Source organism: Nocardia donostiensis (assembly GCF_002081715.1).
Lineage (GTDB): Bacteria > Actinomycetota > Actinomycetes > Mycobacteriales > Mycobacteriaceae > Nocardia > Nocardia donostiensis.
The window spans coordinates 12,952-38,126 of the sequence record NZ_MUKP01000044.1; the positions used below are offsets into that span (position 1 = coordinate 12,952).

The window sequence follows — 25,175 nt, forward strand, 5'->3', positions numbered from 1 at the left end:
TGCCCGAGGTGCCCACTCGCGGCGCGCACCTGCTCAGACCATAGGATAGAGACTCGTGACTCCAGCTGACCTTGCAGATCTCCTTCGTGCTACCGCCGCGAAGGTGCTTGCCGAACGTGGACTGGACCCGGAGATCCTGCCCGACAAGGTCGATGTGGAGCGTCCGCGTAACCCCGAACACGGCGACTATGCCACGAATGTGGCCATGCGGGTGGCGAAGCAGGCAGGCGCCGCTCCGCGCGATCTGGCGGGCTGGCTGGCCGATGCACTGGCCGCCGCCGACGGCGTTGCCGCCGCGGAGGTCGCCGGCCCCGGTTTCCTCAATATCCGTCTCGCCGCCTCCGCGCAGGGCGCCGTCCTGGAGCAGGTGCGCGCGGCGGGCGCGGCTTACGGAACCGCCGATACGCTGCGCGGCACTCGCATCAACCTCGAGTTCGTCTCGGCCAACCCGACCGGTCCGGTGCATCTGGGCGGCACCCGCTGGGCCGCGGTCGGCGACGCGCTGGGCCGCATTCTGGCCGCGCAGGGCGCCGACGTGGTGCGCGAGTACTACTTCAACGATCACGGCGCGCAGATCGACCGGTTCGCCGAATCGCTGGTCGCCGCCGCCACCGGAGCCCCTGCCCCGGAGAAGGGGTATGCGGGCGCCTATATCGGCGAGATCGCGGACAAGATTGTCGCCTCTCATCCGGGCGTGCTCGACCTGGAGCCCGCGCAACGGCTGGAGACGTTCCGCGCCGAGGGTGTGGAGCTGATGTTCGCCCACATCAAGAAGACGCTGCACGAGTTCGGCACCGATTTCGACGTGTACTTCAACGAAAGCTCGCTGTTCGCCTCCGGCGCGGTCGAGCGTGCGGTGGAGACGTTGAAGAACTCCGGTGATCTGTACCCCAAGGACGGCGCCTGGTGGATCGCCAGCTCCGAATACGGCGACGACCAGGACCGCGTGGTCATCAAGAGCGACGGCAAAGCCGCCTATATCGCCGGTGACATCGCCTACTTGCAGGACAAGCGGTCGCGCGGGTTCGATCTGTGCATCTATATGCTCGGCGCCGACCATCACGGCTATATCGGCAGGCTCAAGGCGGCCGCGGCGGCGTTCGGCGACGACCCGGACACCGTCGAGGTGCTGATCGGTCAGATGGTCAACCTGTTGCGTGACGGCGTCGCGGTGCGGATGAGTAAGCGGGCGGGCACCGTGGTGACCCTCGACGACCTGGTCGAGGCGATCGGGGTGGATGCTGCGCGGTATTCGCTGGTGCGTAGTTCGGTGAACTCCAGTATTGATATCGATCTGGACCTGTGGGCCAAACAGGACAGCGTCAACCCGGTCTACTACGTGCAGTACGCCCACGCCCGCGCCGCCTCCATCGCCCGCAATGCCGCTGAGTTCGAATTCGACTCGGTAACACCGGATTTCGCGCTGCTCATCGCCGACGAAGAGGGGGCGCTGATCCGCACCATCGGCGAATTCCCCCGGGTGGTCGCGGCTGCGGCATCGCTGCGGGAACCGCACCGGATCGCCCGCTATCTCGAGGAGCTCGCCGGGGCCTACCACCCGTTCCAGACCAATAAGGCGCTGCGTGTGCTGCCGCTGGGCGACGAACCGGTCAGCCCCACCAACGCCGCCCGGCTGGTCCTGGTCAACGCTACCCGTCAGGTGCTGGCCAACGGCCTCGCTCTGCTGGGCGTCACCGCACCGGAGCGCATGTGAACGTGCAGCGACGAACCGGCCGGACCTACCGGCATCAGGGCAGGAAGGAACAACGATGAGCGCGCATCCGGCCGGACCCCGTCACGCCGAAATCCTGTACGCCCCCGGCCTGCCGGAACGGCCCACCGAGCCGCGGCAGCTGATCGAGCTGCCCGCCACGGTGTGGCCGCGTAACGCCACCCGCGACGCCGACGGTGTGGTGCGCATGGCCGGGCTGCCGGTGACCGAACTTGCGCAGCAGTTCGGCACCCCGCTGTTCGTGGTGGACGAGGACGATTTCCGGTCCCGCTGCCGCGATATGGTGCGCGCTTTCGGCGCGGCCGCGCGAGTGCACTACGCGTCGAAAGCGTTCCTGTGCGGCGAGATCGCGCGCTGGATCGCCGATGAGGGTCTGTCGCTGGATGTGTGCTCCGGCGGCGAGCTCGCGGTGGCGTTGAACGCGGGTTTCCCGGCCGAGCGGATCGCGCTGCACGGCAACAACAAATCCGTCGCCGAGCTGGAAGCCGCGGTCGCGACCGGTGTCGGTCATGTGGTGGTCGATTCGTTGATCGAGATCGAACGGCTGGAAGCGGTCGCCGGACGCGCCGGAGTGGTGCAGGACGTGCTGGTGCGGGTCACCGTCGGCGTGGAAGCCCACACCCACGAATACATTTCCACCGCGCACGAGGATCAGAAGTTCGGTTTCTCCCTCGCGGGCGGTGACGCCATGCAGGCGCTGGCGCGGGTGTTCGAGGCCGACAACCTGCGCTTGGTCGGCCTGCACAGCCATATCGGTTCGCAGATCTTCGACATCGACGGTTTCGAGATCGCCGCGCGTCGCATGCTCGGGCTGCTGCGGGAGGCCGTCGACAAGTTCGGTGTGGAGCGGACCGCGCAGATCTCGATTCTGGATCTGGGTGGGGGACTGGGTATTTCGTACCAGCCGTCGGATGATCCGCCGCCGCTGGACCAGTTCGCGGCCAAGCTGCGCACCCTGGTCGCACAGGAGGCCGAGCGGGCAGGCCTGCCGATGCCGACGATCGCGGTCGAGCCCGGTCGCGCCATCGCCGGCCCGGGCACGATCACGCTGTACGAGGTCGGCACCATCAAGGACGTCTCCCTCGACGGCGGATTGCGCCGCCGTTACGTCAGCGTCGACGGTGGGATGAGCGACAATATCCGTCCCGCCCTGTACAAGGCCGACTACGACTGCCGGCTGGTGTCGCGGTCGTCGGAATCGAGCCCGGTGGTTGCGCGCGTGGTCGGGAAGCATTGCGAGAGCGGCGATATCGTCATTCGCGATACCTGGATTCCGGCTGATGTCGGCCCGGGTGACCTGGTGGGCGTGGCAGGTACCGGCGCCTACTGCTATTCCATGTCGAGCCGGTACAACATGCTGACCCGTCCTGCGGTGGTTGCCGTACGTGATGGCGCGGCGCGGCTGATTCTGCGCCGGGAGACGGTGGCGGACCTGCTCAGCTTGGAGGTCTGATGAGCACGGAAGGTGTAACCATGACCGAGGCGACCTATGCCGCCAAGTACGGCCGATGGGGGGCCGATCGCCCGATCGGGGTTGCGGTTCTCGGCATGGGCAATGTCGGCAGCGAAGTGGTGCGTATCCTGCGGGAACACGCCGACGACCTGCGCGCCAGGGTCGGCGCGCCGGTGGTGTTGCGTGGGGTGGCGGTACGCGATACCACCAATCGCGGTATTCCCGGCGAACTGCTCACCACCGATGCCGATGCCCTGGTAGCCCGCGACGACGTCGATATCGTTGTCGAGGTCATCGGCGGTATCGACCCGCCGCGCCGGCTCATCCTGGCCGCGCTCAACGCCGGGAAGTCGGTGATCACCGCGAACAAGGCGCTGCTGGCCGATTACACCGGAGAACTGGCCGCTGCGGCCGAGCGCAGTCGCGCCGACCTGTACTTCGAGGCCGCCGTCGCGGGCGCCATCCCCGTGGTGCGCCCGCTGATCCAGTCGCTGGCCGGTGACCGGGTCAATCGGGTGGTCGGCATCGTCAACGGCACCACCAACTACATCCTGTCCGCGATGGACGAAACCGGCGCCGACTACGCGGACGCGCTGGCCGATGCCACCCGGCTCGGGTACGCCGAGGCCGACCCCACCGCCGATGTCCAAGGCTTCGACGCGGCGGCCAAGGCGGCGATCCTGGCGTCGCTGGCGTTCCACACCCGGGTCACCGCTGCCGACGTGTACCGCGAGGGCATCACCCGGATCACCGCCGAGGATCTGGAAACCGCGACCGCGCTGGATTGCACCGTCAAACTGCTCGCCATCTGCGAGCGGGTCGGCTCGGGACCGGGTGAGCCCGATCCCGCTGAGGGCGGCAAGGAACGCGTCTCGGTGCGCGTCTACCCGGCGCTGATTCCGCGCAAGCATCCGCTGGCCACCGTCAGCGGTGCGTTCAATGCGGTTGTCGTCGAAGCCGATAATGCGGGCAGGCTCATGTTCTACGGGCAGGGCGCGGGCGGCGCCCCGACCGCTTCGGCGGTGCTCGGCGATCTGGTGATGGCGGCACGTAACAAGTTCTACGGTGGCCGCGCACCCGGCGAATCGGTTTATGCTGAGCTACCGATTGCGCCGATCGGCGATACGCCCACCCGCTATCACGTGAACCTGCAGGTCGCCGACAAACCAGGTGTGCTGCAGGCGGTGGCGGGCGAATTCGCCGAACACGGGGTGAGTATCTCGACCGTCCGTCAGGAAGAGCACGGTGGCCGAGCCCGCCTCGTCGTCGTCACGCACCATGCGATGGAATCGGCGCTCGCGGACACCGTGTCCGCGCTGGCGGAAATGGCGTCCGTCACCTCTGTGACCAGCGTTCTGAGATTGGAAGGCACCGAAGAATGAGTACGACAGGCGTCTCGCCGCAGGTGGGCACGCACTCCAGGTGGCCGGGACTGATCACGGCCTACCGTGACCGGCTTGCCGTCGGCGCCGAATGGGAGCCGGTCACTCTCTTCGAGGGCGGCACCCCGCTGGTCCCCGCACCGCATCTGTCCGAGCTGACCGGTTGCGAGGTATATCTGAAGGTCGAGGGGCTCAACCCGACCGGTTCGTTCAAGGACCGGGGGATGACCATGGCCATCACCGACGCCAAATATCGCGGTCAGAAAGCCGTGCTGTGCGCCTCCACCGGCAACACCTCCGCATCCGCGGCTGCTTACGCCACCCGCGCCGGTATGAGCTGCGCGGTGCTGATTCCGCAGGGCAAGATCGCGATGGGCAAACTGGCTCAGGCGGTGATGCTCGGCGCGAAGATCATCCAGGTTGAGGGCAATTTCGACGATTGTCTCGAGCTGGCCCGCAAAGTCACCTCAGAATTCCCCGAGATCGGCCTGGTCAACTCGGTGAACCCGGCCCGGATCGAAGGTCAGAAAACCGCGGCTTTCGAGATCTGCGATGTGCTGGGCCGCGCGCCCGACGTCCATGCGCTGCCGGTCGGCAACGCGGGCAATATCACCGCTTATTGGCGCGGTTACCGCGAATACCACGCCGACGGCGTCACCGGTTCGCTGCCGCGCATGCTCGGCGTGCAGGCAGCGGGTGCGGCGCCGCTGGTCAACGGCGCCCCCGTCAAGGACCCGGAAACCATCGCCACCGCCATCCGGATCGGCGCTCCCGCCTCCTGGAACAGCGCGGTCGAGGCCAAGGAACAGTCCGGCGGCGCCTTCCGCGCGGCGACCGATGAGGAGATCCTGCAGGCCTACCGTCTGGTCGCGGGGACCGAGGGCGTGTTCGTTGAGCCCGCGTCCGCGGCGAGTGTGGCCGGGCTGCTCGCCGCTCGCGCCGAGGGCTGGCTGGATCCGGGTCTGACCGTGGTGTGCACCGTGACCGGTAACGGGCTCAAGGACCCGGATACAGCGCTGCTGGGTATGCCGCAGGTACAGCCTCTTCCGGTCGACCCGGTCGCGGTCGCCGCCGAACTGGAGCTGGCCTGAATTGACGTCGCGCGACAGCCGGCTCATGTCCCGGACACTGCCCGCCGGTCTCACTGTGACCGCGCGGGTGCCCGCGTCCAGTGCCAACCTGGGCCCCGGGTTCGATTCACTCGGCATGGCATTGGGGATCTACGACGAGATCGAGGTGCGCAGTACCGATTCCGGTCTGACCATCCGGGTGGAGGGTGAGGGCGCCGACGATGTGCCCTGGGGGCCTTCACATCTGGTGGTGCGTGCCATCGAACGGGGGCTGGAGTCGGCCGGTGTCTGGGCCGACGGCCTGGATGTGGTGTGCCGCAACGTCATTCCGCATTCACGCGGTCTCGGATCTTCGGCGGCCGCGGTGGTCGGCGGGCTGGCGGCGGGCTGTGCGCTCGCGGCGAAACTGGATCCCGATCTGAGCGCGGGCGCCGATCGGCTGGTGCAGCTGGCATCGGAGTTCGAAGGCCATCCCGATAACGCGGCGGCCAGTGTGCTCGGCGGCGTCGTGGTGTCGTGGACCGAAACCGATCGACCCGCCGACCTGGGGGTCGACAGTGATGTGGTCGCCCTCGAAGCGCTCACCGCCGGGAGTGTCGTTCCTGGTGACGCGGTTTCTGGCGGGACCATCGCCGAACATCCCGACCGCAGGTACCGGGCCGTGCGGTTGGCTGCGCATCCGGCCCTGCACCCGGTGGTGCTGATTCCCGATGAACGCTCCTCCACTGCGCACACCAGGGGTTTGTTGCCCGAGACCGTGCCGCATGGGGACGCGGCGTTCAATGTCAGCCGCGCCGCACTCGCGGTGGTGGCGCTCACCCAGCGCCCCGACCTGCTGATGCCTGCGACCGCCGACCGGTTGCATCAGGCTCAGCGTGCCCCCGCATTACCGCTGACCACGGCGTGGATCACGCGGCTGCGTGCGGCCGGTATCGCGGCAACGGTGTCGGGGGCAGGTCCCACCGTGCTCGCCCTCGGTACGGAGGAATTTCCGTCTCAACTTCGTGAACTTGCGGCCGCGGACGGATTGCGCGTGATCGAGCCGGGGCTGGCCGAAGGCGTGCGGGTCGGCTGACCGGCGAGTCCACCTTGCCGAGGTCGACAGTTGCCCGCTATCCTGGGCAAGTCCGTACATCGCGCGCATCAGACGCCGGTGCTTCATCAGGGCAATCGCTCCAGCAGGCTCCAGGCTCGAGCCTCCAGGCCATGGGGGTGTTGCGTAGCTGCGCAACTGGAATGATCTCTCCCACCATTCATCATCGGTGGCGAAGCCTCCGGCCCGGCGGAGCAGGCGATACGGCTACATATCCGAGCCCGGCGCATGATCCGGACTACGGAACGAACCCTCGACATAGCAGACGGCCTTCGAGGGAAGGAAAGGATCTCCGTGACAGATACGGACCTGCTCGCGACACCCGGGGTGGATTCCAAAACCCAGCCTTCGGGCGGCCGCGAAAGTGACTCCGGACAGATTTCGAAAATGAGCGAACACACCGACGTCGCACGATCGGGGCTGACTGGAATGTTGTTGCCGCAGTTGCGCGCACTGGCCGGGGAGCTCGGAATCCGAGGCACCTCCGGTATGCGCAAAGGCGATCTGATCGCCGCCATCAAGGAGAATCAGGCCGGTGGCTCGGCTCCTGCGGAAAAGCCGGCTCGTGCGGCCAGAACCGCCAAGGCCGCTGCCAAGGCGCCCGCGGAGGCTCCCGCCGCCCGCGTCGAGCAGCCTGCGCCCGAGACCGCCCCCGCCGACCGCAAACCCGCCGAGCAGGCGGAAAAAGCGGCCACCGAAGGCAAGGCCGCCGAGAACACGGCGACCGAAGGCAAGGAAACCGCTCCCAAGCAGTCCCGCGGGCGGGAAGCCCACGCCGATGCCGGCGCCAAGGGTGACGGCATGCCTGACGGTGCGCCTGCCAAGCAGCAGGGTGATACGGCCGAGGAGACCGGGCGGGAATCCGGTCAGCGCGGTCGCGGCAGGCAGCGGCGCGGCCGGGATCAGTCCCGTAGCGCCGAGGCCCAGTCCCGCAACGAGGCTCAGTCCCGCACTGCCGAGGCGTCGCAGGGCGATACCCGCGTCGACGAGGCCAAACAGGACACCGAGCAGGGCGAGCGCCGCCGCGACCGTACTCAGACCGGTCAGCCCGAGCAGCGCAACGGGCGTGATGGTCGCGACGGTCGCGACGACGAGGAAGGCGGTCGCGGCAGGCGCGGACGCCGCTTCCGGGAACGTCGCCGGGGCCGTGACCGCGACGGCGGTGAGGCGCGGGAACTGGAAATCCGCGAAGACGACGTGCTGCAGCCGGTCGCGGGCATCCTCGACGTGCTGGACAACTACGCCTTCGTGCGTACCTCCGGCTACCTGGCCGGTCCGAACGACGTTTACGTCTCGATGAACCTGGTGCGTAAGAACGGCCTGCGTCGCGGTGACGCGATCACCGGTGCGGTGCGCGCGCCCCGGGACGGCGAGCAGTCCAATCAGCGGCAGAAGTTCGATCCGCTGGTGCGTCTGGACACCGTCAACGGCAGCGATGTCGACTCGGCCAAACGCCGCCCCGACTTCAACAAGCTGACCCCGCTGTATCCGAACCAGCGGCTGCGTCTGGAAACCCAGCAGAACAAGCTGACCACCCGGGTCATCGACCTGATCATGCCGATCGGCAAAGGTCAGCGCGCGTTGATCGTGTCACCGCCCAAGGCAGGCAAGACCACGATCATGCAGGACATCGCCAACGCGATCGCGATCAACAACCCCGAGTGCTACCTGATGGTGGTGTTGGTCGACGAACGTCCCGAAGAGGTCACCGATATGCAGCGTTCGGTGAAGGGTGAGGTCATCGCCTCGACCTTCGACCGGCCGCCGTCGGACCACACCTCGGTCGCCGAACTGGCCATCGAACGGGCCAAGCGCCTGGTCGAAATGGGCAAGGACGTGGTTGTGCTGCTCGACTCCATCACCCGGCTCGGCCGCGCCTACAACAACTCCTCGCCCGCATCGGGCCGCATCCTGTCCGGTGGTGTGGACTCGACCGCCCTGTATCCGCCCAAACGGTTCCTCGGTGCGGCCCGCAATATCGAGAACGGCGGCTCGCTGACGATCATCGCCACCGCGATGGTGGAAACCGGCTCCACCGGTGACACGGTGATCTTCGAGGAGTTCAAGGGCACCGGCAACGCCGAGCTCAAGCTGGACCGCAAGATCGCGGAACGGCGGGTGTTCCCCGCTGTGGACGTCAACCCGTCCGGTACCCGCAAAGATGAGCTGCTGCTGAGCCCTGACGAGGCCGCGGTACTGCACAAACTGCGCCGGGTGCTGTCCGGGCTGGACTCGCATCAGGCGATCGATCTGCTGATCGATCGGTTGAAGAAGAGTAAGAACAATCTCGAGTTCCTGGTCCAGGTTTCCAAGAACGCGCCGGGCGCGATCGACGAATAGCCCACCAGGCAAGCCACCGCGGCTACAGCCGCGTCGAGGACCCCGGTCATCCGGGGTCCTCGCGCGTTTGCGGGGTGTGGCGCGGGTGCGAAGAACACGGCGCCGATACCTGCTGCGCCTGCGATCATCGCGGCCAGAATCAACGCCGTCGCACCAGAACCTCTTATGTCCCAATCTTTTTCATTGATGATGCTGGTCTGCGCGGTAGGAACAGGGGATCCGGCCGGGATGGTCGCGGGACGGGCATCAGCGCGCTGCGGGGATGCCGCCGGTGCCGGAGATACCGCGGTCGTGGTTCTCTCGTTCCCCGGGGCGACGAACCACCCCGCTACAGCGGCGAGGGCCAAAGCGATGAGCACCGCTAGGGCAAACCGGCAATGCGCATGGCTGTTCAACGGAATCTCCCTCCTGTGCCACGCCGAGGTGCGTCCGGATCAAAGCCTAGGAACGGTGCTGTTCGCATTCCTGCGTAGCCGACTACCCGATTCGAGGGTTTCATGAGTCGAGCCCCCTCGCTGCCCCCTATTTCCTGGGGCGATAGCAACAGGGGATCATCGTGCCGGGAATACGAGCCCGACCCGGCCCGTTGCATAAATCGCACGCGTCTCTGGCATACTTGACCGCCGTGCGTCTGCGATATGCGCAGACAATCCCGCCTAGTCGGTTCCGGTTCACGCTCGACACGCAACGCGCGAGCGACCCGGCGACCAATATCGAGAGGACACCCATGAAGGCAGGAATCCACCCCACCTACGTCGACACCACCGTCGTCTGCGGTTGCGGCAATACCTTCCAAACCCGCTCCACCAAGGAATCCGGGCATATCACCGTGGAAGTGTGCTCGCAGTGCCACCCGTTCTACACGGGCAAGCAGAAGATCCTCGACACCGGAGGCCGCGTGGCCCGCTTCGAGGCCCGCTACGGCAAGCGCGCCAAGAAAGCCGACGCCAAGTAGTTTCATCCACACAACCCGGCCTGCCACGCAGGCCGGGTTGTGTTTTTTAATGCCGCGGGGCGGGATGGCCGACGTTTTTACGGCTGTGTCTGTCTGTGGCTGGCTGTAGCCGACTGTGGCTGTCCGTGGAAGCTGCAAATAGCATGTGAAATCAGTTGCCGAGTAGGAGTCCGAACCCATGGCCGAGAGAGCCGCCCCATCCGCGATCGATGATGTGCTGGCCGAATACGCCGGGCTGGAGACACAGCTTGCCGACCCTGCGCTGCACAATGACGCGAGCGTGGCGCGGCGGGTGGGGAAGCGGTTCGCCGAATTGGCCCCGGTGATGAGCACCTACAAGAAGCTGTCGGCTGCCCGTGACGATCTGGCCGCCGCGCGGGAACTGGCCGCCGACGACGCCGCGTTCGCCGCCGAGGTTCCGGGGTTGGAGGAGCAGGTCGGCGAGCTGGAGCAGGCGCTGACGGATCTGCTGGCACCGCGCGACCCGCACGACGGCGACGATGTGGTGCTGGAGGTGAAATCCGGCGAAGGTGGGGAGGAGTCGGCGCTGTTCGCCGCGGACCTGGCCCGGATGTACCTGCGGTATGCCGAGCGTCGCGGCTGGAAAGTCGAAATACTTGGTGCTACCTACTCCGACCTGGGGGGATACAAGGAAGCGACGCTCTCGATCAAAAGCAGGGACGCCGCGCGCGACGGTGTCTGGTCGCGATTGAAGTTCGAGGGCGGTGTGCACCGGGTGCAGCGGGTGCCGGTGACCGAATCGCAGGGCCGGGTGCACACCTCGGCGGCGGGGGTACTGATCTATCCGGAACCCGACGAAGTGGAGCAGGTGCAGATCGACGAAAGCGATCTGCGTATCGACGTTTACCGGTCCTCCGGTAAGGGCGGCCAGGGCGTCAACACCACCGACTCGGCGGTTCGCCTCACTCATCTGCCCTCCGGCATCGTGGTGACCTGCCAGAACGAGCGCTCCCAGCTGCAGAACAAGGCACGTGCCCTGCAGGTGCTCGCGGCCCGGCTGCAAGCTCTGGCCGAAGAACAGGCCGAGCAGGAAGCCGCGGCCGGACGCGCGGACCAGATCCGCACGGTGGACCGTTCCGAACGCATCCGCACCTATAACTTCCCGGAGAACCGGATCGCCGACCATCGCATCGGGTTCAAGGCGCACAACCTCGATGCGGTACTCGACGGCGAGATGGACGCCTTGCTCGATGCCCTCGGCAAGGCCGACCGCGACGCCCGCATGACGGCCGAATGACCAGGACGCCCTTGCGTCCAGCCCTTGCGGAGGCGATCGAAACGCTGCGGGTCGCCGGCGTGCCGAGCCCACGGGCCGACGCCGAGCAGCTCGCAGCCCACATGCTGTCGGTAGACCGGTCCCGGTTGCTGCTCGCGCCGCTGCTCACCGCCGAGCAGCTCGCCGACTACCGGGCCCTGGTCGCCCGGCGCGCCCAGCGAATCCCTTTGCAGCACTTGACCGGCTGCGCGGCAATGGGATCGATCGAGCTGGAGGTCGGCCCGGGGGTGTTCGTACCGCGCCCGGAGACCGAGCTGCTGTTCGCCTGGGCGTTGGCCCGGCTGGCTGCCGCAGGGCACGATCATCCGCCGATCGTGGTCGATCTGTGCACCGGTTCCGGCGCCCTCGCGCTGGCCATCGCACACGCCCGCCCGGACGCTGCAGTGCACGCGGTCGAACTCGACCCGGATGCATTGCGCTGGGCGCGGCGCAACGCCGATCTGCGGATCGCCGCAGGCGATACCCCGATCACCCTGTACGCCGACGATGCCACCGACCCGGGTCTGCTGACCGAGCTCGACGGCCGCGTCGACATCCTGGTGACCAACCCGCCCTATATCCCGTCCGGCGCGCAACTGGCCCCCGAAGTCGCCGAGCACGACCCGCGGCGCGCGCTGTTCGCAGGCGTCGACGGTCTCGACGTCATTCGCCCGATGATCCCGGTCATCGCCCGGTTACTGCGGCCGGGCGGCGCCGCCGCCATCGAACACGACGACAGCAACGGTGCTCAGGTGGCCGAACTGCTCGCCGCCGACGGGGGGTTCGCCGATATCGCCGAACACCCCGATCTGGCGGGCAAACCGCGTTTCGTCGCCGCGGTCCGCTCATGAACCCCGCTGACAATACGGCCGGTCACCCGCGTGAAAGGATAGTTGCCGTGAGTACCGTCTACGACTGCGCGGAGCCCGATTCGCGTACCGCCGGACTGACCGCCGCTACCAGTGCTCTGAAATCCGGTCGGCTGGTCGTACTACCCACCGACACCGTCTACGGCCTAGGTGCGGACGCTTTCGACAGTGATGCGGTGGCCGCGCTGCTCGCGGCCAAACGGCGCGGCCGCGATATGCCGGTGCCGGTGCTGGTCGGGTCGTGGCACACCATCGACGGACTGGTGTTCTCGGTGCGGCCGCAGGCGCGTGAACTGATCCGCGCGTTCTGGCCTGGCGCCCTGAGTCTGGTTGTGCAGCAAGCTCCTTCGCTGGCCTGGGACCTGGGTGACACCCGGGGGACGGTGATGCTGCGGATGCCGCTGCATCCGGTTGCGCTCGACCTGTTGCGTGAGGTGGGGCCGATGGCGGTCTCCAGTGCCAACGTGTCCGGGCAGCCGCCCGCCAAAACCGTCACCCAAGCCCGGGATCAGCTCGGCGAGCAGGTCGGCGTGTACCTCGACGGCGGCCCCGCCCGGCATGCGGTTGCCTCCACCATCGTCGATCTGACCGCCGACCAGCCGCGGATCCTGCGCGAGGGGGCGGTGCCGACCGCTGATATCGCCGAGGTGCTCGGAATGAGCCCCGACGCCCTGCCCGGCCCGGCTACCCGGTGATCGCCGGTGATGGATCGGATGAACAGGCGGTATCGCAAGTGATCGGGCGGTCGGTGCGGTGACAGGTATCGGTGCGGTCGTCCCCCTGCGTGAACTGCTGCTGGTCCTGCTGGTCTCCACCGTGGTCACGTTCTTGGCCACCGGCGGGATCCGGGTGCTGGCTATCGGGTTCGGTGCGGTGGCGGTCCCGCGTGATCGGGATGTGCACGTCAAACCGATCCCGCGGATGGGTGGGGTCGGCATGTATATCGGTGTGGTTGCGGCGGTGTTGTTCGCGCACCAGCTGCCCGCGCTGCGCCGCGGTTTCGACTATTTACCGGATATTTCGGCTGTGCTGGTCGCCGCGACGATCATCGTCGCGGTCGGCATCGTGGACGACCGCTGGGGTCTGGACGCGCTCACCAAATTCGCGGGGCAGGTCACCGCGGCTGGGGTGATGGCGGTGATGGGCCTGGGCTGGTACGTGATCTACAACCCGTTCAACAACACCACGGTGGTGCTGGACGCGCTGCAGGGTGGCCTGGTCACCGTCGCGGTCGCGGTCACCCTGGTCAATGCGATGAACTTCGTCGACGGTCTCGACGGTCTGGCCGCGGGCCTGGGCCTGATCGCCGCCGCTGCGGTGTTCGCTTTCTCCATCGGGCTGCTCAACGAACAGGGCGGCTCGGTCGATACCTACCCGCCCGCGCTGCTCGCTGCCGCGCTGGCGGGCGCATGCCTGGGTTTTCTGCCGCACAATTTCTCGCCCGCGCGGATCTTCATGGGCGATTCCGGGTCGATGTTGATCGGTCTGGTGCTTGCCGCGGTGTCCACCAGCGCGTCGGGACGCATTCCGCTGCAGGGATACGGTCCTCGCGATATCGTCGGCCTGCTCTCACCGCTGCTGCTGGTCGGTGCGGTGATGTTCATTCCGGTGCTCGACCTGCTGCTGGCCATCGTGCGCCGGGTACGCGCTGGTGTGAGCTTCTCCACTCCCGACAAAATGCATCTGCATCACCGGCTGCTGCAGATCGGGCATTCGCATCGGCGGGTCGTTCTGCTGATCTATCTGTGGGTCGGCGTGCTTGCCTTCGGCGCGGTCGGTAGTTCGCTGATGGATCGCAGGCTGGTGGTGCTCCTGATGGCGGGCGGTCTGGTGTTCGCGCTGGTCGTGACCGCTATTCCGGGGTTGCGGCGGCAGCAGGCACTACGGGAGGCCCCCGGGTCGTCGGACGCCGGGTAGAGTGGCGCCTCGTGAGCTCCGACCCGACGTCCGTTTCCGGCCCCGACGCCCCGCTGCGCGCGGCGTTGCGCTACGGGCTGCTCGGGCTGCTGGTGTTGACCGTGCTCGCAGCAGTCGTCGCCACCGCGGTATCCGGTGTGGCCGGGCTGTGGGGCGCCCTGCTCGGTGCGGCGATCGGCGGGGGGTTCATCCTGACCACGGCTGCGGTGGTGTTGTTCGGGGCGAAACTGCCCCCGACCACGGCCGGGCTCGTCGTGCTGGTCAGTTGGGTGGGGAAATTGCTGGTCGCGCTGATCGTCATCGCGGTGCTGAACCGATTCGGTTTCTACAACCGGGTCGCGCTGTTCTTGACGGTGGTCGGGGCGCTGATCATCGTGCTCGGCGCGGAGACCTACGGTGTGCTGCGGCAAAAAGTTCCCTATGTGACGGTGTCCGAACCAAGAACCGATGCGGGCCCTGGTCCGAATTGACCCGCCCCCACCTACACGTTGTCGTAGATAACTTGGTAAAGTCTTGGTAAGCAAGCGACTATCACCGGGGTAGGTCGGTCCGCTTCCGTTGGTTGCCGCTATGCTGGCTGCCGTGCTGGGCTCTATATGAGTTCCGGTTCTGCATGTCGACAATGTCGCCGACACACGTACAGACGCCCGAGCGGGATGTTCCGCGCAGCTCTGACGAACATCGAGCCGACCTGAGTCGACCCACATTGATCGTCAATGTCCGATCGAACCGCGGGAACTACAAGAACCCGCGGCCCGAACACGGGAGAGAACGCTGAGCGTCACCACTTTGGCTGCGGAGTTCCACGCGCCATCGCTAACCGACTTCTTCCCTCCAGCGGTGCTGTTCGAGGGGACGCCGTTCGAACTCGATCGGCTGGTGCTGATCCGTATCGTGATGACGGCGGTCCTGATCGGTCTCATGTTCCTGGCTTTCCGCAGCCCCCGGTTGGTGCCGCGTGGCCTGCAGAATGTGGCCGAAATCGGTTTGCTCTTCGTCAAGGAGCAGATCTGCGACGAAGTGCTCGGTAAGGAAACCGGCCGCCGTTTCTTTCCGCTGATTGCGACGATCTTCTTCACGGTCCTCTTTCTCAACGTCTCCGGCGTTATCCCGTTCTTGAACATTTCGTCCAACGGGCGTGTCGCCATGCCGCTGGTGCTGGCCGTGATCGCCTACATCGCCTTCAACTATGTGGGTGTCAAGAAGTACGGCTTCCTGACCTACATGCGCAGCAGCATCGTGGTTCCGAATGTTCCGCCCGCGTTGCACGTGTTGTTGATTCCGATCGAGTTCATCTCGACCTTCGTGCTCCGCCCGTTCACGCTGACGGTCCGACTCATGGCCAATATGCTCGCCGGGCACATCATGCTGGTGCTGTTCTTCAGCGCGACGCAGTTCTTCCTCTTCGACGCTGCCGCGTGGATGAAGGTGTTCTCGCCGTTCTCGCTGCTGGCCGGCTTCGGATTCACGCTGTTCGAGCTGCTGGTGGTCTTCCTGCAGGCCTACGTTTTCGCCCTGCTGACCGCCGTGTACATCGGACTCGCCCAACACGCCGACTCACACTGACCGAAACCTCACACAAGGAGACCTGCTGCACCGCGCCGACCGGCGGGTGAGCAACAGAAAGGGAATGGAAGACTCATGAGCCTCTCGTACTTGGCCCAGGAAGCTGCCAACGAGTCGACGCTGAAGGGCCTCGGCGCTGTCGGCTACGGCCTGGCCGCCATCGGTCCGGGCATCGGCGTCGGTATCGTCGTCGGTAAGGCGATCGAAGGTTTCTCCCGGCAGCCTGAGCTGGCCGGCCAGATCCGGACCAATATGTTCCTGGGCATCGCCTTCACCGAAGCGCTTGCGCTGATCGGTCTCGTCGCCGGCTTCATCTTCTGATTCCGATGACCGAGTTCACACTGCTCGCCGCGACAGAAGGAGAGGATGTGAATCCTCTCATCCCAGCGACGTACGACATTGTCTGGTCGATCGTCTGTGTAGCGATCATCGCTTTCCTCTTCTTCAAGTACGTGACCCCGCGCCTGAACAAGGTGCTCGACGAACGTACCGACAAGATCGAAGGCGGACTGAAGCGGGCCGAAGCCGCGCAGGAAGAAGCGCAGCAGACCCTGCAGCAGTACCAGCAGCAGCTGGCCGACGCCCGGCTCGAGGCCGCGAAGATCCGCGAGGACGCGCGCACCCAGGGCCAGCAGATCCTCGCGCAGATGCGCGCGGACGCCCAGGCCGAAAGCGACCGCATCATCGCCGCCGGTCACACCCAGCTGGAAGCCCAGCGCCAGCAGATCCTGACCGAACTGCGCTCCGAGCTCGGCCGTACCGCCGTGGACCTGGCCGAGAAGATCATCGGTCAGTCGGTGACGGACGAGGCCAAGCAGGCAGCGTCGATCGAACGTTTCCTCGACGAGATCGACAAGTCGGATGCCGGCATCGGGGTCGGAAGGTAACGACGCGAAAGTGAGAAGCATGTACGCAGCGAGCCGCGAGGCCAGCTCCCGGTCCAGGGAGGCGCTTCGGGCCGCGCTGACCGGAAGCGACGGTGCCGCGGCCGCGACGGGGTCCGAACTGTTCGCCGTTGTCGCCGTGCTGGATGACCAGCGTTCGCTGCGTGTGGCGCTCGCGGACGTGTCGGTGCCGGGATCGGCGCGCGCTGAACTGAGCGAGCGGGTCTTCGGTAGCAAGGTCAGCGCCGCCACACAGGCGGTGCTGACCACCGCGGTGGCCCAGGACTGGTCCCGCGCCTCCGACCTGGTCGACACCCTGGTGCTGCTCGGACAGGAAGCGTTGCTCGAATCGGCTGCCGTCAGCGGACGGCTGAACGCGGTGGAAGACGAGCTGTTCCGGCTCGGCCGGATCATCGCCGACAGCCCCGAGCTGGAGCAGGCCCTGTCGGATCGCGGCAAACCCACCGAGGCCAGACGCGAACTGCTGTCCCGACTGCTGGCGGGCAAGACCGAGAACATCACCCAGACCCTGGCCGACCAGGTTGTGACCAGGCAGCAGACCGGTATCGGCACAGCCTTCGATGCACTGTCGGACCTGGCCGCCGCCCGGCGTGAGCAGATCGTCGCGCATGTTCGCGCGGCGATCGCATTGACCTCGCACCAGCGGGAGCGGCTCGCCGGCTCGCTGCAGCGCATCTACGGCAAGCCCGTGACGGTGCACGTCGAGGTCGATCCCGGTTTGCTGAGCGGCCTCGTCGTGCGCGTCGGTGACGATGTGATCGACGGAAGTGCCACCGGCCGACTGGAACGGCTGCGCCGCTCGCTGACCTAGGGCGCGAGCCGCACCACCACCCCCCGACATTCAGTCCAGACACCCGAGAGCAGGAAGAACATGGCGGAGCTGACGATCTCCTCCGACGAGATCCGTAGCGCGATCGAAAGCTACACCCAGAGCTACACCCCGGAAACCTCCATCGAGGAAGTTGGTGTCGTCACCGATACCAGTGACGGCATCGCGCACATCAGCGGCCTGCCTTCCGCGATGGCCAACGAGCTGCTCGAATTCCCGGGCGGCGTCCTCGGCGTCGCGCTCAACCTCGAAGACCGCGAAATCGGCGCGGTCATCCTCGGCGAGTTCGCCGAGATCGAGGAAGGCCAGCAGGTCCGTCGCACCGGTGACGTGCTCTCGGTCCCGGTCGGCGACAACTTCCTCGGCCGCGTCGTGAACCCGCTTGGTCAGCCGATCGACGGCTTGGGCGAGATCGAGTCCGACGAGCGGCGCGTGCTGGAACTGCAGGCCGCCACAGTGCTCGAGCGCCAGCCGGTCGAGGAGCCGATGGCCACCGGTATCACCGCGATCGATGCGCTGACCGCGATCGGCCGCGGCCAGCGTCAGCTGGTCATCGGTGACCGTAAGACCGGTAAGACCGCGCTCTGCATCGACGCGATCCTGAACCAGAAGGCCAACTGGGAGTCCGGCGATCCGGCCAAGCAGGTGCGCTGCATCTATGTCGCGATCGGCCAGAAGGGCTCCACCATCGCCGGTGTGAAGACCGCGCTAGAGGAACACGGCGCGTTGGAGTACACCACCATCGTCGCGGCTCCCGCATCGGACTCCGCAGGCTTCAAGTGGCTGGCCCCCTACACCGGTTCGGCTCTCGGCCAGCACTGGATGTACCAGGGCAAGCACGTTCTGATCGTGTTCGACGACCTGACCAAGCAGGCCGAGGCCTACCGCGCCATCTCGCTGCTGCTGCGTCGTCCGCCGGGCCGCGAAGCCTACCCCGGTGACGTGTTCTACCTGCACTCGCGCCTGCTGGAGCGTTGCGCCAAGCTGTCCGACGAGATGGGTGGCGGTTCGATGACGGGTCTGCCGATCATCGAGACCAAGGCCAACGACATCTCGGCGTTCATCCCGACCAACGTCATCTCCATCACCGACGGGCAGGTCTTCCTCGAGTCCGACCTGTTCAACAAGGGTGTCCGCCCGGCGATCAACGTCGGTACCTCGGTATCCCGCGTCGGTGGCGCCGCCCAGCCCAAGGGCATGAGGAAGGTCGCGGGCACCCTGCGTCTGGAAATGGCGCAGTACCGCGAGCTGGAGGCGTTCTCCGCGTTCGCCTCCGACCTGGACGCTGCTTCGCTGGCTCAGCTGGAGCGCGGCGCCCGCTGGGTCGAGCTGCTCAAGCAGGACCAGTACTCGCCGGTTCCGGTCGAGGACCAGATCGTGTCCATCTTCCTGGTCGACGGCGGCTACTTCGATTCGGTGCCAGTCGCCGATGTGCGCCGGTTCAACCGCGACCTGCTGGAGGACCTGCACCGCACCGCGGCCGACGCGTTCAAGTCGATCGAAGGCGGCAAGGTGCTCCAGGACGAGGCCGCGGAGCAGATCAAGGCGGCGACCGAGAAGTTCAAGCAGGGCTTCCTGGCTTCCGACGGTAGCCGGGTGGTGAACGAGGCCGACGCCGACCAGCTCGCGCACGAAGAGGTCGAGTCGCTGTCGGTCACCCGCAAGCACGTCGAGAAGTAACCGGACGAGCAATGCGCTATTCCGATGTCTTTTTCGCGAATGATGGGAGTGTGAACCGCTGATGGCAAGTTTGCGTGAACTGCGCTCCCGCATTCGTGGTGTGAATTCGATCAAGAAGATCACCAAGGCCCAGGAGCTGATCGCAACCTCGCGTATCACCAAGGCCCAGGCCAGGGTCGCGGCCGCCAAGCCGTACTCCGAGGAGATCACCAAGGTCGTCTCGGAGCTGGCGAGCGCGTCGAAGAACCTCGCGCATCCGCTGCTGACCGAGCGGCCGAACCCGCGCCGCGCCGCCGTGCTGGTGATCACCAGTGACAGCGGTATGTGCGGTGGTTACAACTCCAACGTGCTCAAACGTGCCGAGGAACTGATGACCACCCTGCGCGACGAGGGCAAGGAGTCGGTGCTCTACGTCATGGGCAACAAAGGCCTGACGTATTACACCTTCCGCAACCGCACGCCGATGGCGTCGTGGACCGGGTTCTCGCAGCAGCCGAAGTACACCGATGCCTCGGCCGCCTGCAACCACCTGGTGGAAAGCTTCATGGCCGGCTCCGGCGGCGAGGTGCCCGCGCCCAATGGCACGGGCAACATCGCAGGCGTGGACGAGTTGCACATCGTCTACACCCGGTTCGTGTCGATGTTGACGCAGACGCCGGAGGTGCGCCGGCTGGCGCCGATCCAGGTGAGCTTCGTCGACGAGAATTTCGACATGGGCGCGGACATGATGAGCGACTCGCCGACGGCCGTGGCGAAAGCGCAGTACGAATTCGAGCCCGACGCCGATGTGCTGCTGGCGGCCCTGCTGCCCAAGTACATCAATACGCGTGTCTATGCGTCGTTGCTCGAGGCAGCGGCATCCGAGTCCGCGGCTCGGCGCACCGCAATGAAGGCAGCCACCGATAACGCCAACGAGTTGGCGAGCAACCTGTCCCGGCAGGCGAACTCGGTGCGCCAGGCCAACATCACGCAGGAAATCAGCGAAATCGTCGGTGGCGTGAACGCACTGGCGGCGAGCTCGGACCGCGACTAAGCGCCCTCAGACCAGCAGGAAGAGAACCCAACCAATGACCGCAGCTGTCACCCAAGACAACTCGAGCCGGACCGGTGCGGCCGCAGGCCGCGTCGTCCGGGTCATCGGCCCCGTCGTGGACGTCGAGTTCCCGCGGGGTTCGATCCCAGACCTGTTCAACGCGCTGAACGCCGATATCACCTTGAGCTCGGTCGCCAAGACGTTGACTCTCGAAGTCGCCCAGCACCTCGGCGACAACATTGTGCGCACCATCTCGATGCAGCCGACCGACGGCCTGGTCCGTGGCGCAGAGGTCACCGATACAGGTAAGCCGATTTCGGTGCCGGTCGGCGACGTCGTCAAGGGCCACGTGTTCAACGCCCTCGGCGACTGCCTCGACAGCCCCGGCCTCGGTCGCGACGGCGAGCAGTGGGGCATCCACCGCAAGCCGCCGACGTTCGACCAGCTCGAAGGCAAGACCGAACTGCTGGAAACCGGCATCAAGGTCATCGACCTGCTGACCCCGTACGTGAAGGGCGGCAAGATCGGCCTGTTCGGTGGTGCAGGTGTCGGTAAAACGGTGCTCATCCAGGAGATGATCACCCGTATCGCTCGCGAATTCTCCGGTACCTCGGTGTTCGCGGGTGTCGGTGAGCGCACCCGTGAGGGCACCGACCTGCACCTGGAAATGGAAGAGATGGGCGTCCTCCAGGACACCGCCCTCGTCTTCGGCCAGATGGACGAGCCGCCGGGCACCCGTATGCGCGTCGCGCTCTCGGCCCTGACCATGGCCGAGTACTTCCGCGACGTGCAGCACCAGGACGTGCTGCTGTTCATCGACAACATCTTCCGGTTCACCCAGGCTGGTTCCGAGGTGTCGACCCTGCTGGGCCGGATGCCTTCGGCCGTCGGTTACCAGCCGACCCTGGCTGATGAGATGGGTGAGCTGCAGGAGCGCATCACCTCGACCCGCGGCCGGTCGATTACCTCGCTGCAGGCCATCTACGTGCCCGCCGACGACTACACCGACCCGGCCCCGGCGACCACCTTCGCCCACCTGGATGCGACGACCGAGCTTTCCCGCCCGATCTCGCAGAAGGGCATCTACCCTGCCGTCGACCCGCTGACCTCGACCTCTCGTATCCTGGAGGCTTCGATCGTCGGCGACCGGCATTTCGCGGTGGCCAACGAGGTGAAGCGGATCCTGCAGAAGTACAAGGAACTGCAGGACATCATCGCCATCCTCGGTATGGACGAGCTCTCCGAAGAGGACAAGGTCCTGGTCGGCCGTGCTCGCCGCCTGGAGAAGTTCCTGGGCCAGAACTTCATCGTGGCCGAGAAGTTCACCGGTCAGAAGGGTTCGGTCGTTCCGCTGGAGCAGACCGTCGACGACTTCGACCGGGTCTGCAAGGGCGAATTCGACCACTTCCCGGAGCAGGCGTTCAACAGCTGCGGTGGTCTCGACGACGTCGAGGCGGCCGCGAAGAAGATCGCCGGAAAGTAGTCACCGATGGCGGAAATGACAGTTGATCTCGTCGCCGTCGAACGGCGGCTCTGGTCGGGCCAGGCGTCGTTCGTCAGCGCCCAGACCACTGAGGGGCAGATCGGCATCCTGCCCGGCCATGAGCCGCTGCTCGGCCAGTTGGTCGAAGGCGGCACGGTGACCATCGTCGACTCGGAAGGGCAGCGGGTGGTTGCGGCCGTGCACGGTGGCTTCTTCTCGGTCACCGCGGGCTCGGTGCGGGTGTTGGCGGAGTCCGCCGAGTTCGCCACCGAGGTCGATGTCGACGCCGCGCGCAAGGTGCTCGCCGATGCAGGGGCCTCCGAGCAGGAGCAGCGGGCGGCGCAAGGCCGGGTGCGCGCCGTGGAGCAGAACGCGAACGCCTGATAGGCCGAGAGTCACAAGTTAATTCGATCGGCACGGCCGGCGGTGAGAATTTCCTCGCCGTCGGCCGTGCCGATCGCTGTCCCGTTAACCGAACCGATTGCGCCGGTTATGCCCGGGCCGTTTGTAGACTCGGGTTCGTGATTGAATGACCGCGGATTCGATGCACGCCGGCGGGCTCGGATGAACAAGCCCGCTGAACGAAGGGATGTACGGCATTGCGCACCGGAATGGTTCTGCTGATCATTCTGGTCTGTGTGCTGGTCGCCCTGGCGCTGGCGTCGACCTACCGGCTGATCATGCTGCGCCGCGGCGGGACCGCGGCGATTCTGCGGGTGCTGCCCGCGCGCGGTGGTGAACGCTGGCGCCACGGCCTGATCCGCTACGACGAGGACCGGCTCGTCTTCTACAAGCTGTCCAGCCTCAAGCTCGGTCCCGATTCGGTGATACGGCGCCGCGGTATCGATATCGGGGAGCGGCGCCGCCCCCGCGGTGACGAATACGACATCATGACCGACGAGATCGCGGTCATCGCCGTATCCGATAGGGAAGGCAGCTATGAGCTGGCGCTGGACCGCGGTTCGCTGGCCGCATTCCTGTCCTGGGTCGAATCCCGTCCTTCGGACCGGGCCCGCAGATTGCGCGGCCATTAACGACCGTGCGCGCGGGCCGCGAGCGTTTATGGTGGTCATGTGAGCGTGCACCTGACGCGGATCTACACCCGCACCGGCGACGACGGGACCACCGGTCTCAGTGACTTCTCGCGGGTGACCAAAACCGATCTTCGACTGGTCGCCTACGCCGATTGCGATGAAGCCAATGCCGCGATCGGCGTCGCCGTGGCGCTGGGGCAACCGGAACCGGAGCTGCTCGCGGTGCTGCGGCAGGTGCAGAACGATCTGTTCGACGCGGGCGCCGATCTGTCCACCCCGGTCGTCGCCGAACCGAAGTATCCGCCGCTGCGCATCACCCAGTCCTACATCGACCAGCTGGAGACCTGGTGCGATGAGTTCAACGCGGATCTTCCGGCACTGAACTCGTTCATTCTGCCCGGCGGGACACCGTTGGCGGCGCTGCTGCACACCGCGCGCACCGTGGTCCGACGGGCCGAGCGCGCGGCATGGGCGGCGGTGGCCGAACACCCCGACCGCACCAGCGCGTTACCCGCCAAATATCTGAATCGCCTGTCGGATCTGCTGTTCATCCTGAGTAGGGTGGCCAACCCTGGCGGCGATGTGCTGTGGCAGCCCGGTAGCGGGCAGCGTGACGACACCACGGGCTCCGGTACGCCGGGCGAAGCCGGGATCGGCAATAGCTGACCGGGTTTCGCCGGAACCATGGATACCGCGTCAGACGATCCAGCGACTCGGCCGGGCAGAACACCGCCCAACCGAAACGCCGAGCGAGTATCCATCGACTCCGCGGCGGACAACGCCGCAGGACAAGAGCGCACTATCCTTGCACTCACTGATGCGCCGAATACGCGGAGAGGCGGCATGGAACGGTTTTTGGTAACTGGCGGCAACAGGCTCGTCGGTGAGGTCTCGGTGGGGGGCGCCAAGAACAGCGTCCTCAAACTGATGGCCGCGGCGCTACTGGCCGAGGGCACCACCACCATCACGAACTGTCCCGACATCCTCGATGTGCCGTTGATGGCCGATGTGCTGCGCGGACTCGGCTGTGATGTCGCGATCGACGGCTCGGTGGTCACCATCGACACCCCCGCCGAACCCAAGTATCACGCAGACTTCCCGGCGGTGACCCAGTTCCGGGCGTCGGTGTGTGTGCTCGGCCCCTTGATGGCCAGGTGCCGGCGCGCGGTGGTTGCACTTCCCGGCGGCGATGCGATCGGTTCCCGCCCACTGGATATGCATCAGGCCGGGCTTCGTCTGCTCGGCGCGACCAGCGAAATCGAGCACGGCTGTGTGGTCGCGCGCGCCGACGAACTCCAGGGCGCGCGGATCCGCCTCGATTTCCCTTCGGTCGGTGCCACCGAGAACATCCTCATGGCCGCGGTTCTCGCCGACGGCGAGACGGTGATCGACAACGCCGCGCGCGAACCCGACATCGTCGACCTGTGCAACATGCTCACCCGGATGGGCGCCAAGATCAGTGGCGCGGGTACCTCGGTGCTGACCATTCAGGGGGTGGAGCGGCTCGCGCCGACCACGCACCGGGTGATCGGTGACCGCATCGTTGCCGCCACCTGGGGTATCGCGGCCGCGATGACCATGGGCGATGTACGGGTCACCGGGGTCAATCCGAAACATCTGTCACTCGTGCTGGACAAGCTGCGTTCCGCGGGTGCGCGCATTTCGTTCGAACCCGACGGGTTCCGGGTGGTGCAGGCAGACCGCCCCCGTGCGGTGAACTTCTCGACCCTGCCGTTCCCCGGTTTCCCCACCGATCTGCAGCCGATGGCGATCGGGCTGGCGGCCATCGCGGACGGTACGTCGATGATCACCGAGAACATCTTCGAGGCGCGCTTCCGTTTCGTGGAGGAGATGATCCGGCTCGGCGCCGACGCCCGTACCGATGGCCACCACGCGGTGGTGCGCGGCATTCCCCGGTTGTCGAGCGCACCGGTGTGGTCGTCGGATATCCGTGCGGGCGCCGGCCTGGTGCTGGCAGGCCTGGTCGCCGACGGAACCACCGAAGTGCACGACGTCTTCCATATCGACCGCGGTTACCCGGAGTTCGTGGAGAAGCTGCAGGCGCTCGGCGGGCAAGTCGAGCGGGTCGGTGCGGCGGATTGACGGTGACAGGTCGCGGAATGGGGCGGATCGCCGCCTACGGTGCGCGGAACGCGAACGAACGAGTGTCGCAAAAACTGGGGTTGACCAGGCGATTTGACATTGCAGATAGCGGCACGTAACTTTATCCAAGTCAGAGCGACACGGACACCGACCCGGAGCCGAGGAGCTGAGCGGAGACGCTAAGCCAACAGGCCGGGAAAACGAGGTAGGACGAGGAGCGCCTGACGATCACACGAGCTCGATCGGGCGCCCAGTTTGCAACTGGAAGCGCGAGTGGGCTAAGCTGTAAAGAGCCTCATGGATCAAGCGGCGTAAAACCCGCGAGATCGTGTGTGCGTGTGTTCTTTGAGAACTCAATAGTGTGTCGATGAATGTCAGTGCCAAATGTTTTTGGTTTCCGGTTCTTCATACCCCCGTGTGAGGGACTGGATGTTTTTTGTCAGCTATTTTCCGGC

Annotated in this window: 23 protein-coding genes; all 23 read left to right on the top strand. The window is 66.2% G+C overall.

From position 1 onward, the window contains the following. Nucleotides 1-55: 55 nt before the first annotated feature. The 23 genes from argS (at nucleotide 56) to murA (ending at nucleotide 24,720) form a co-directional block, all read left to right on the top strand. Nucleotides 56-1,714, top strand: coding sequence for an arginine--tRNA ligase (gene argS / locus B0T44_RS21820; RefSeq protein ID WP_077119619.1), 1,659 nt, complete (start codon nucleotides 56-58; stop codon nucleotides 1,712-1,714). Between the two features lie 55 nt (nucleotides 1,715-1,769). Continuing rightward, entirely contained in the window at nucleotides 1,770-3,185 is a 1,416-nt protein-coding gene (gene lysA, locus B0T44_RS21825) for a diaminopimelate decarboxylase (protein ID WP_077119617.1), read from the top strand. Nucleotides 3,186-3,205: 20 nt separating this feature from the next. Continuing rightward, nucleotides 3,206-4,567, top strand: a complete 1,362-nt coding sequence (locus B0T44_RS21830; RefSeq protein WP_077119791.1) for a homoserine dehydrogenase — start codon at nucleotides 3,206-3,208, stop codon at nucleotides 4,565-4,567. After that, entirely contained in the window at nucleotides 4,564-5,658 is a 1,095-nt protein-coding gene (gene thrC / locus B0T44_RS21835; protein ID WP_077119615.1) for a threonine synthase, read from the top strand. The genes B0T44_RS21830 and thrC overlap by 4 nt, the downstream gene beginning before the upstream one ends. Before the next feature lie 25 nt (nucleotides 5,659-5,683). Further along, nucleotides 5,684-6,712 (top strand): homoserine kinase, encoded by a 1,029-nt coding sequence (gene thrB / locus B0T44_RS21840; protein ID WP_077119789.1) that lies wholly within the window; start codon nucleotides 5,684-5,686, stop codon nucleotides 6,710-6,712. A 312-nt stretch (nucleotides 6,713-7,024) separates the two neighbouring features. Continuing rightward, nucleotides 7,025-9,070: a transcription termination factor Rho gene (gene rho / locus B0T44_RS21845; protein WP_077119613.1), complete on the top strand. Its 2,046-nt coding sequence runs from the start codon at nucleotides 7,025-7,027 to the stop codon at nucleotides 9,068-9,070. Between the two features lie 727 nt (nucleotides 9,071-9,797). Further along, nucleotides 9,798-10,025, top strand: coding sequence for a 50S ribosomal protein L31 (gene rpmE, locus B0T44_RS21850; protein WP_077119611.1), 228 nt, complete (start codon nucleotides 9,798-9,800; stop codon nucleotides 10,023-10,025). Between the two features lie 178 nt (nucleotides 10,026-10,203). Continuing rightward, a complete protein-coding gene (gene prfA, locus B0T44_RS21855; protein WP_077119608.1) occupies nucleotides 10,204-11,283 on the top strand; it encodes a peptide chain release factor 1 in 1,080 nt (359 codons plus the stop codon). Beyond that, nucleotides 11,280-12,152 (top strand): peptide chain release factor N(5)-glutamine methyltransferase, encoded by an 873-nt coding sequence (gene prmC / locus B0T44_RS21860; RefSeq protein ID WP_077119606.1) that lies wholly within the window; start codon nucleotides 11,280-11,282, stop codon nucleotides 12,150-12,152. Before prfA ends, prmC begins: the two co-directional genes overlap by 4 nt. Nucleotides 12,153-12,199: 47 nt before the next feature. Next, a complete protein-coding gene (locus B0T44_RS21865) occupies nucleotides 12,200-12,865 on the top strand; it encodes an L-threonylcarbamoyladenylate synthase (protein ID WP_077119604.1) in 666 nt (221 codons plus the stop codon). Between the two features lie 58 nt (nucleotides 12,866-12,923). Continuing rightward, nucleotides 12,924-14,087 (top strand): MraY family glycosyltransferase, encoded by a 1,164-nt coding sequence (locus B0T44_RS21870; RefSeq protein ID WP_281254055.1) that lies wholly within the window; start codon nucleotides 12,924-12,926, stop codon nucleotides 14,085-14,087. An 11-nt stretch (nucleotides 14,088-14,098) separates the two neighbouring features. Continuing rightward, nucleotides 14,099-14,557 carry a Cg1360 family ATP-synthase-associated protein gene (locus B0T44_RS21875; protein WP_077119600.1) on the top strand — a complete coding sequence of 153 codons (459 nt, stop codon included), beginning with the start codon at nucleotides 14,099-14,101 and terminating at the stop codon, nucleotides 14,555-14,557. 319 nt (nucleotides 14,558-14,876) lie between these two features. Continuing rightward, nucleotides 14,877-15,653 carry a F0F1 ATP synthase subunit A gene (gene atpB, locus B0T44_RS21885; RefSeq protein WP_483869942.1) on the top strand — a complete coding sequence of 259 codons (777 nt, stop codon included), beginning with the start codon at nucleotides 14,877-14,879 and terminating at the stop codon, nucleotides 15,651-15,653. 75 nt (nucleotides 15,654-15,728) lie between these two features. Continuing rightward, a complete protein-coding gene (locus B0T44_RS21890) occupies nucleotides 15,729-15,974 on the top strand; it encodes an ATP synthase F0 subunit C (RefSeq protein WP_077119595.1) in 246 nt (81 codons plus the stop codon). Between the two features lie 5 nt (nucleotides 15,975-15,979). Then, entirely contained in the window at nucleotides 15,980-16,540 is a 561-nt protein-coding gene (locus B0T44_RS21895) for a F0F1 ATP synthase subunit B (RefSeq protein WP_077119593.1), read from the top strand. A gap of 19 nt (nucleotides 16,541-16,559) precedes the next feature. Further along, complete coding sequence (locus B0T44_RS21900) at nucleotides 16,560-17,369, top strand: F0F1 ATP synthase subunit delta (protein ID WP_077119787.1); 810 nt, start codon at nucleotides 16,560-16,562, stop codon at nucleotides 17,367-17,369. Nucleotides 17,370-17,429: 60 nt separating this feature from the next. After that, nucleotides 17,430-19,067, top strand: coding sequence for a F0F1 ATP synthase subunit alpha (gene atpA / locus B0T44_RS21905; protein WP_077119590.1), 1,638 nt, complete (start codon nucleotides 17,430-17,432; stop codon nucleotides 19,065-19,067). A 61-nt stretch (nucleotides 19,068-19,128) separates the two neighbouring features. Then, nucleotides 19,129-20,100, top strand: coding sequence for a F0F1 ATP synthase subunit gamma (locus B0T44_RS21910; protein WP_077119589.1), 972 nt, complete (start codon nucleotides 19,129-19,131; stop codon nucleotides 20,098-20,100). A gap of 34 nt (nucleotides 20,101-20,134) precedes the next feature. Further along, on the top strand, nucleotides 20,135-21,583 hold the full coding sequence (gene atpD, locus B0T44_RS21915; protein ID WP_077119586.1) for a F0F1 ATP synthase subunit beta: 1,449 nt from the start codon (nucleotides 20,135-20,137) through the stop codon (nucleotides 21,581-21,583). Nucleotides 21,584-21,589: 6 nt separating this feature from the next. Beyond that, a complete protein-coding gene (locus tag B0T44_RS21920; protein ID WP_077119584.1) occupies nucleotides 21,590-21,967 on the top strand; it encodes a F0F1 ATP synthase subunit epsilon in 378 nt (125 codons plus the stop codon). A gap of 227 nt (nucleotides 21,968-22,194) precedes the next feature. Continuing rightward, a complete protein-coding gene (locus B0T44_RS21925; protein WP_077119581.1) occupies nucleotides 22,195-22,617 on the top strand; it encodes a DUF2550 domain-containing protein in 423 nt (140 codons plus the stop codon). Between the two features lie 39 nt (nucleotides 22,618-22,656). Then, nucleotides 22,657-23,283 (top strand): cob(I)yrinic acid a,c-diamide adenosyltransferase, encoded by a 627-nt coding sequence (locus B0T44_RS21930; RefSeq protein ID WP_077119579.1) that lies wholly within the window; start codon nucleotides 22,657-22,659, stop codon nucleotides 23,281-23,283. Nucleotides 23,284-23,460: 177 nt separating this feature from the next. Continuing rightward, nucleotides 23,461-24,720, top strand: coding sequence for a UDP-N-acetylglucosamine 1-carboxyvinyltransferase (gene murA / locus B0T44_RS21935; RefSeq protein WP_077119577.1), 1,260 nt, complete (start codon nucleotides 23,461-23,463; stop codon nucleotides 24,718-24,720). Nucleotides 24,721-25,175: the final 455 nt, after the last annotated feature.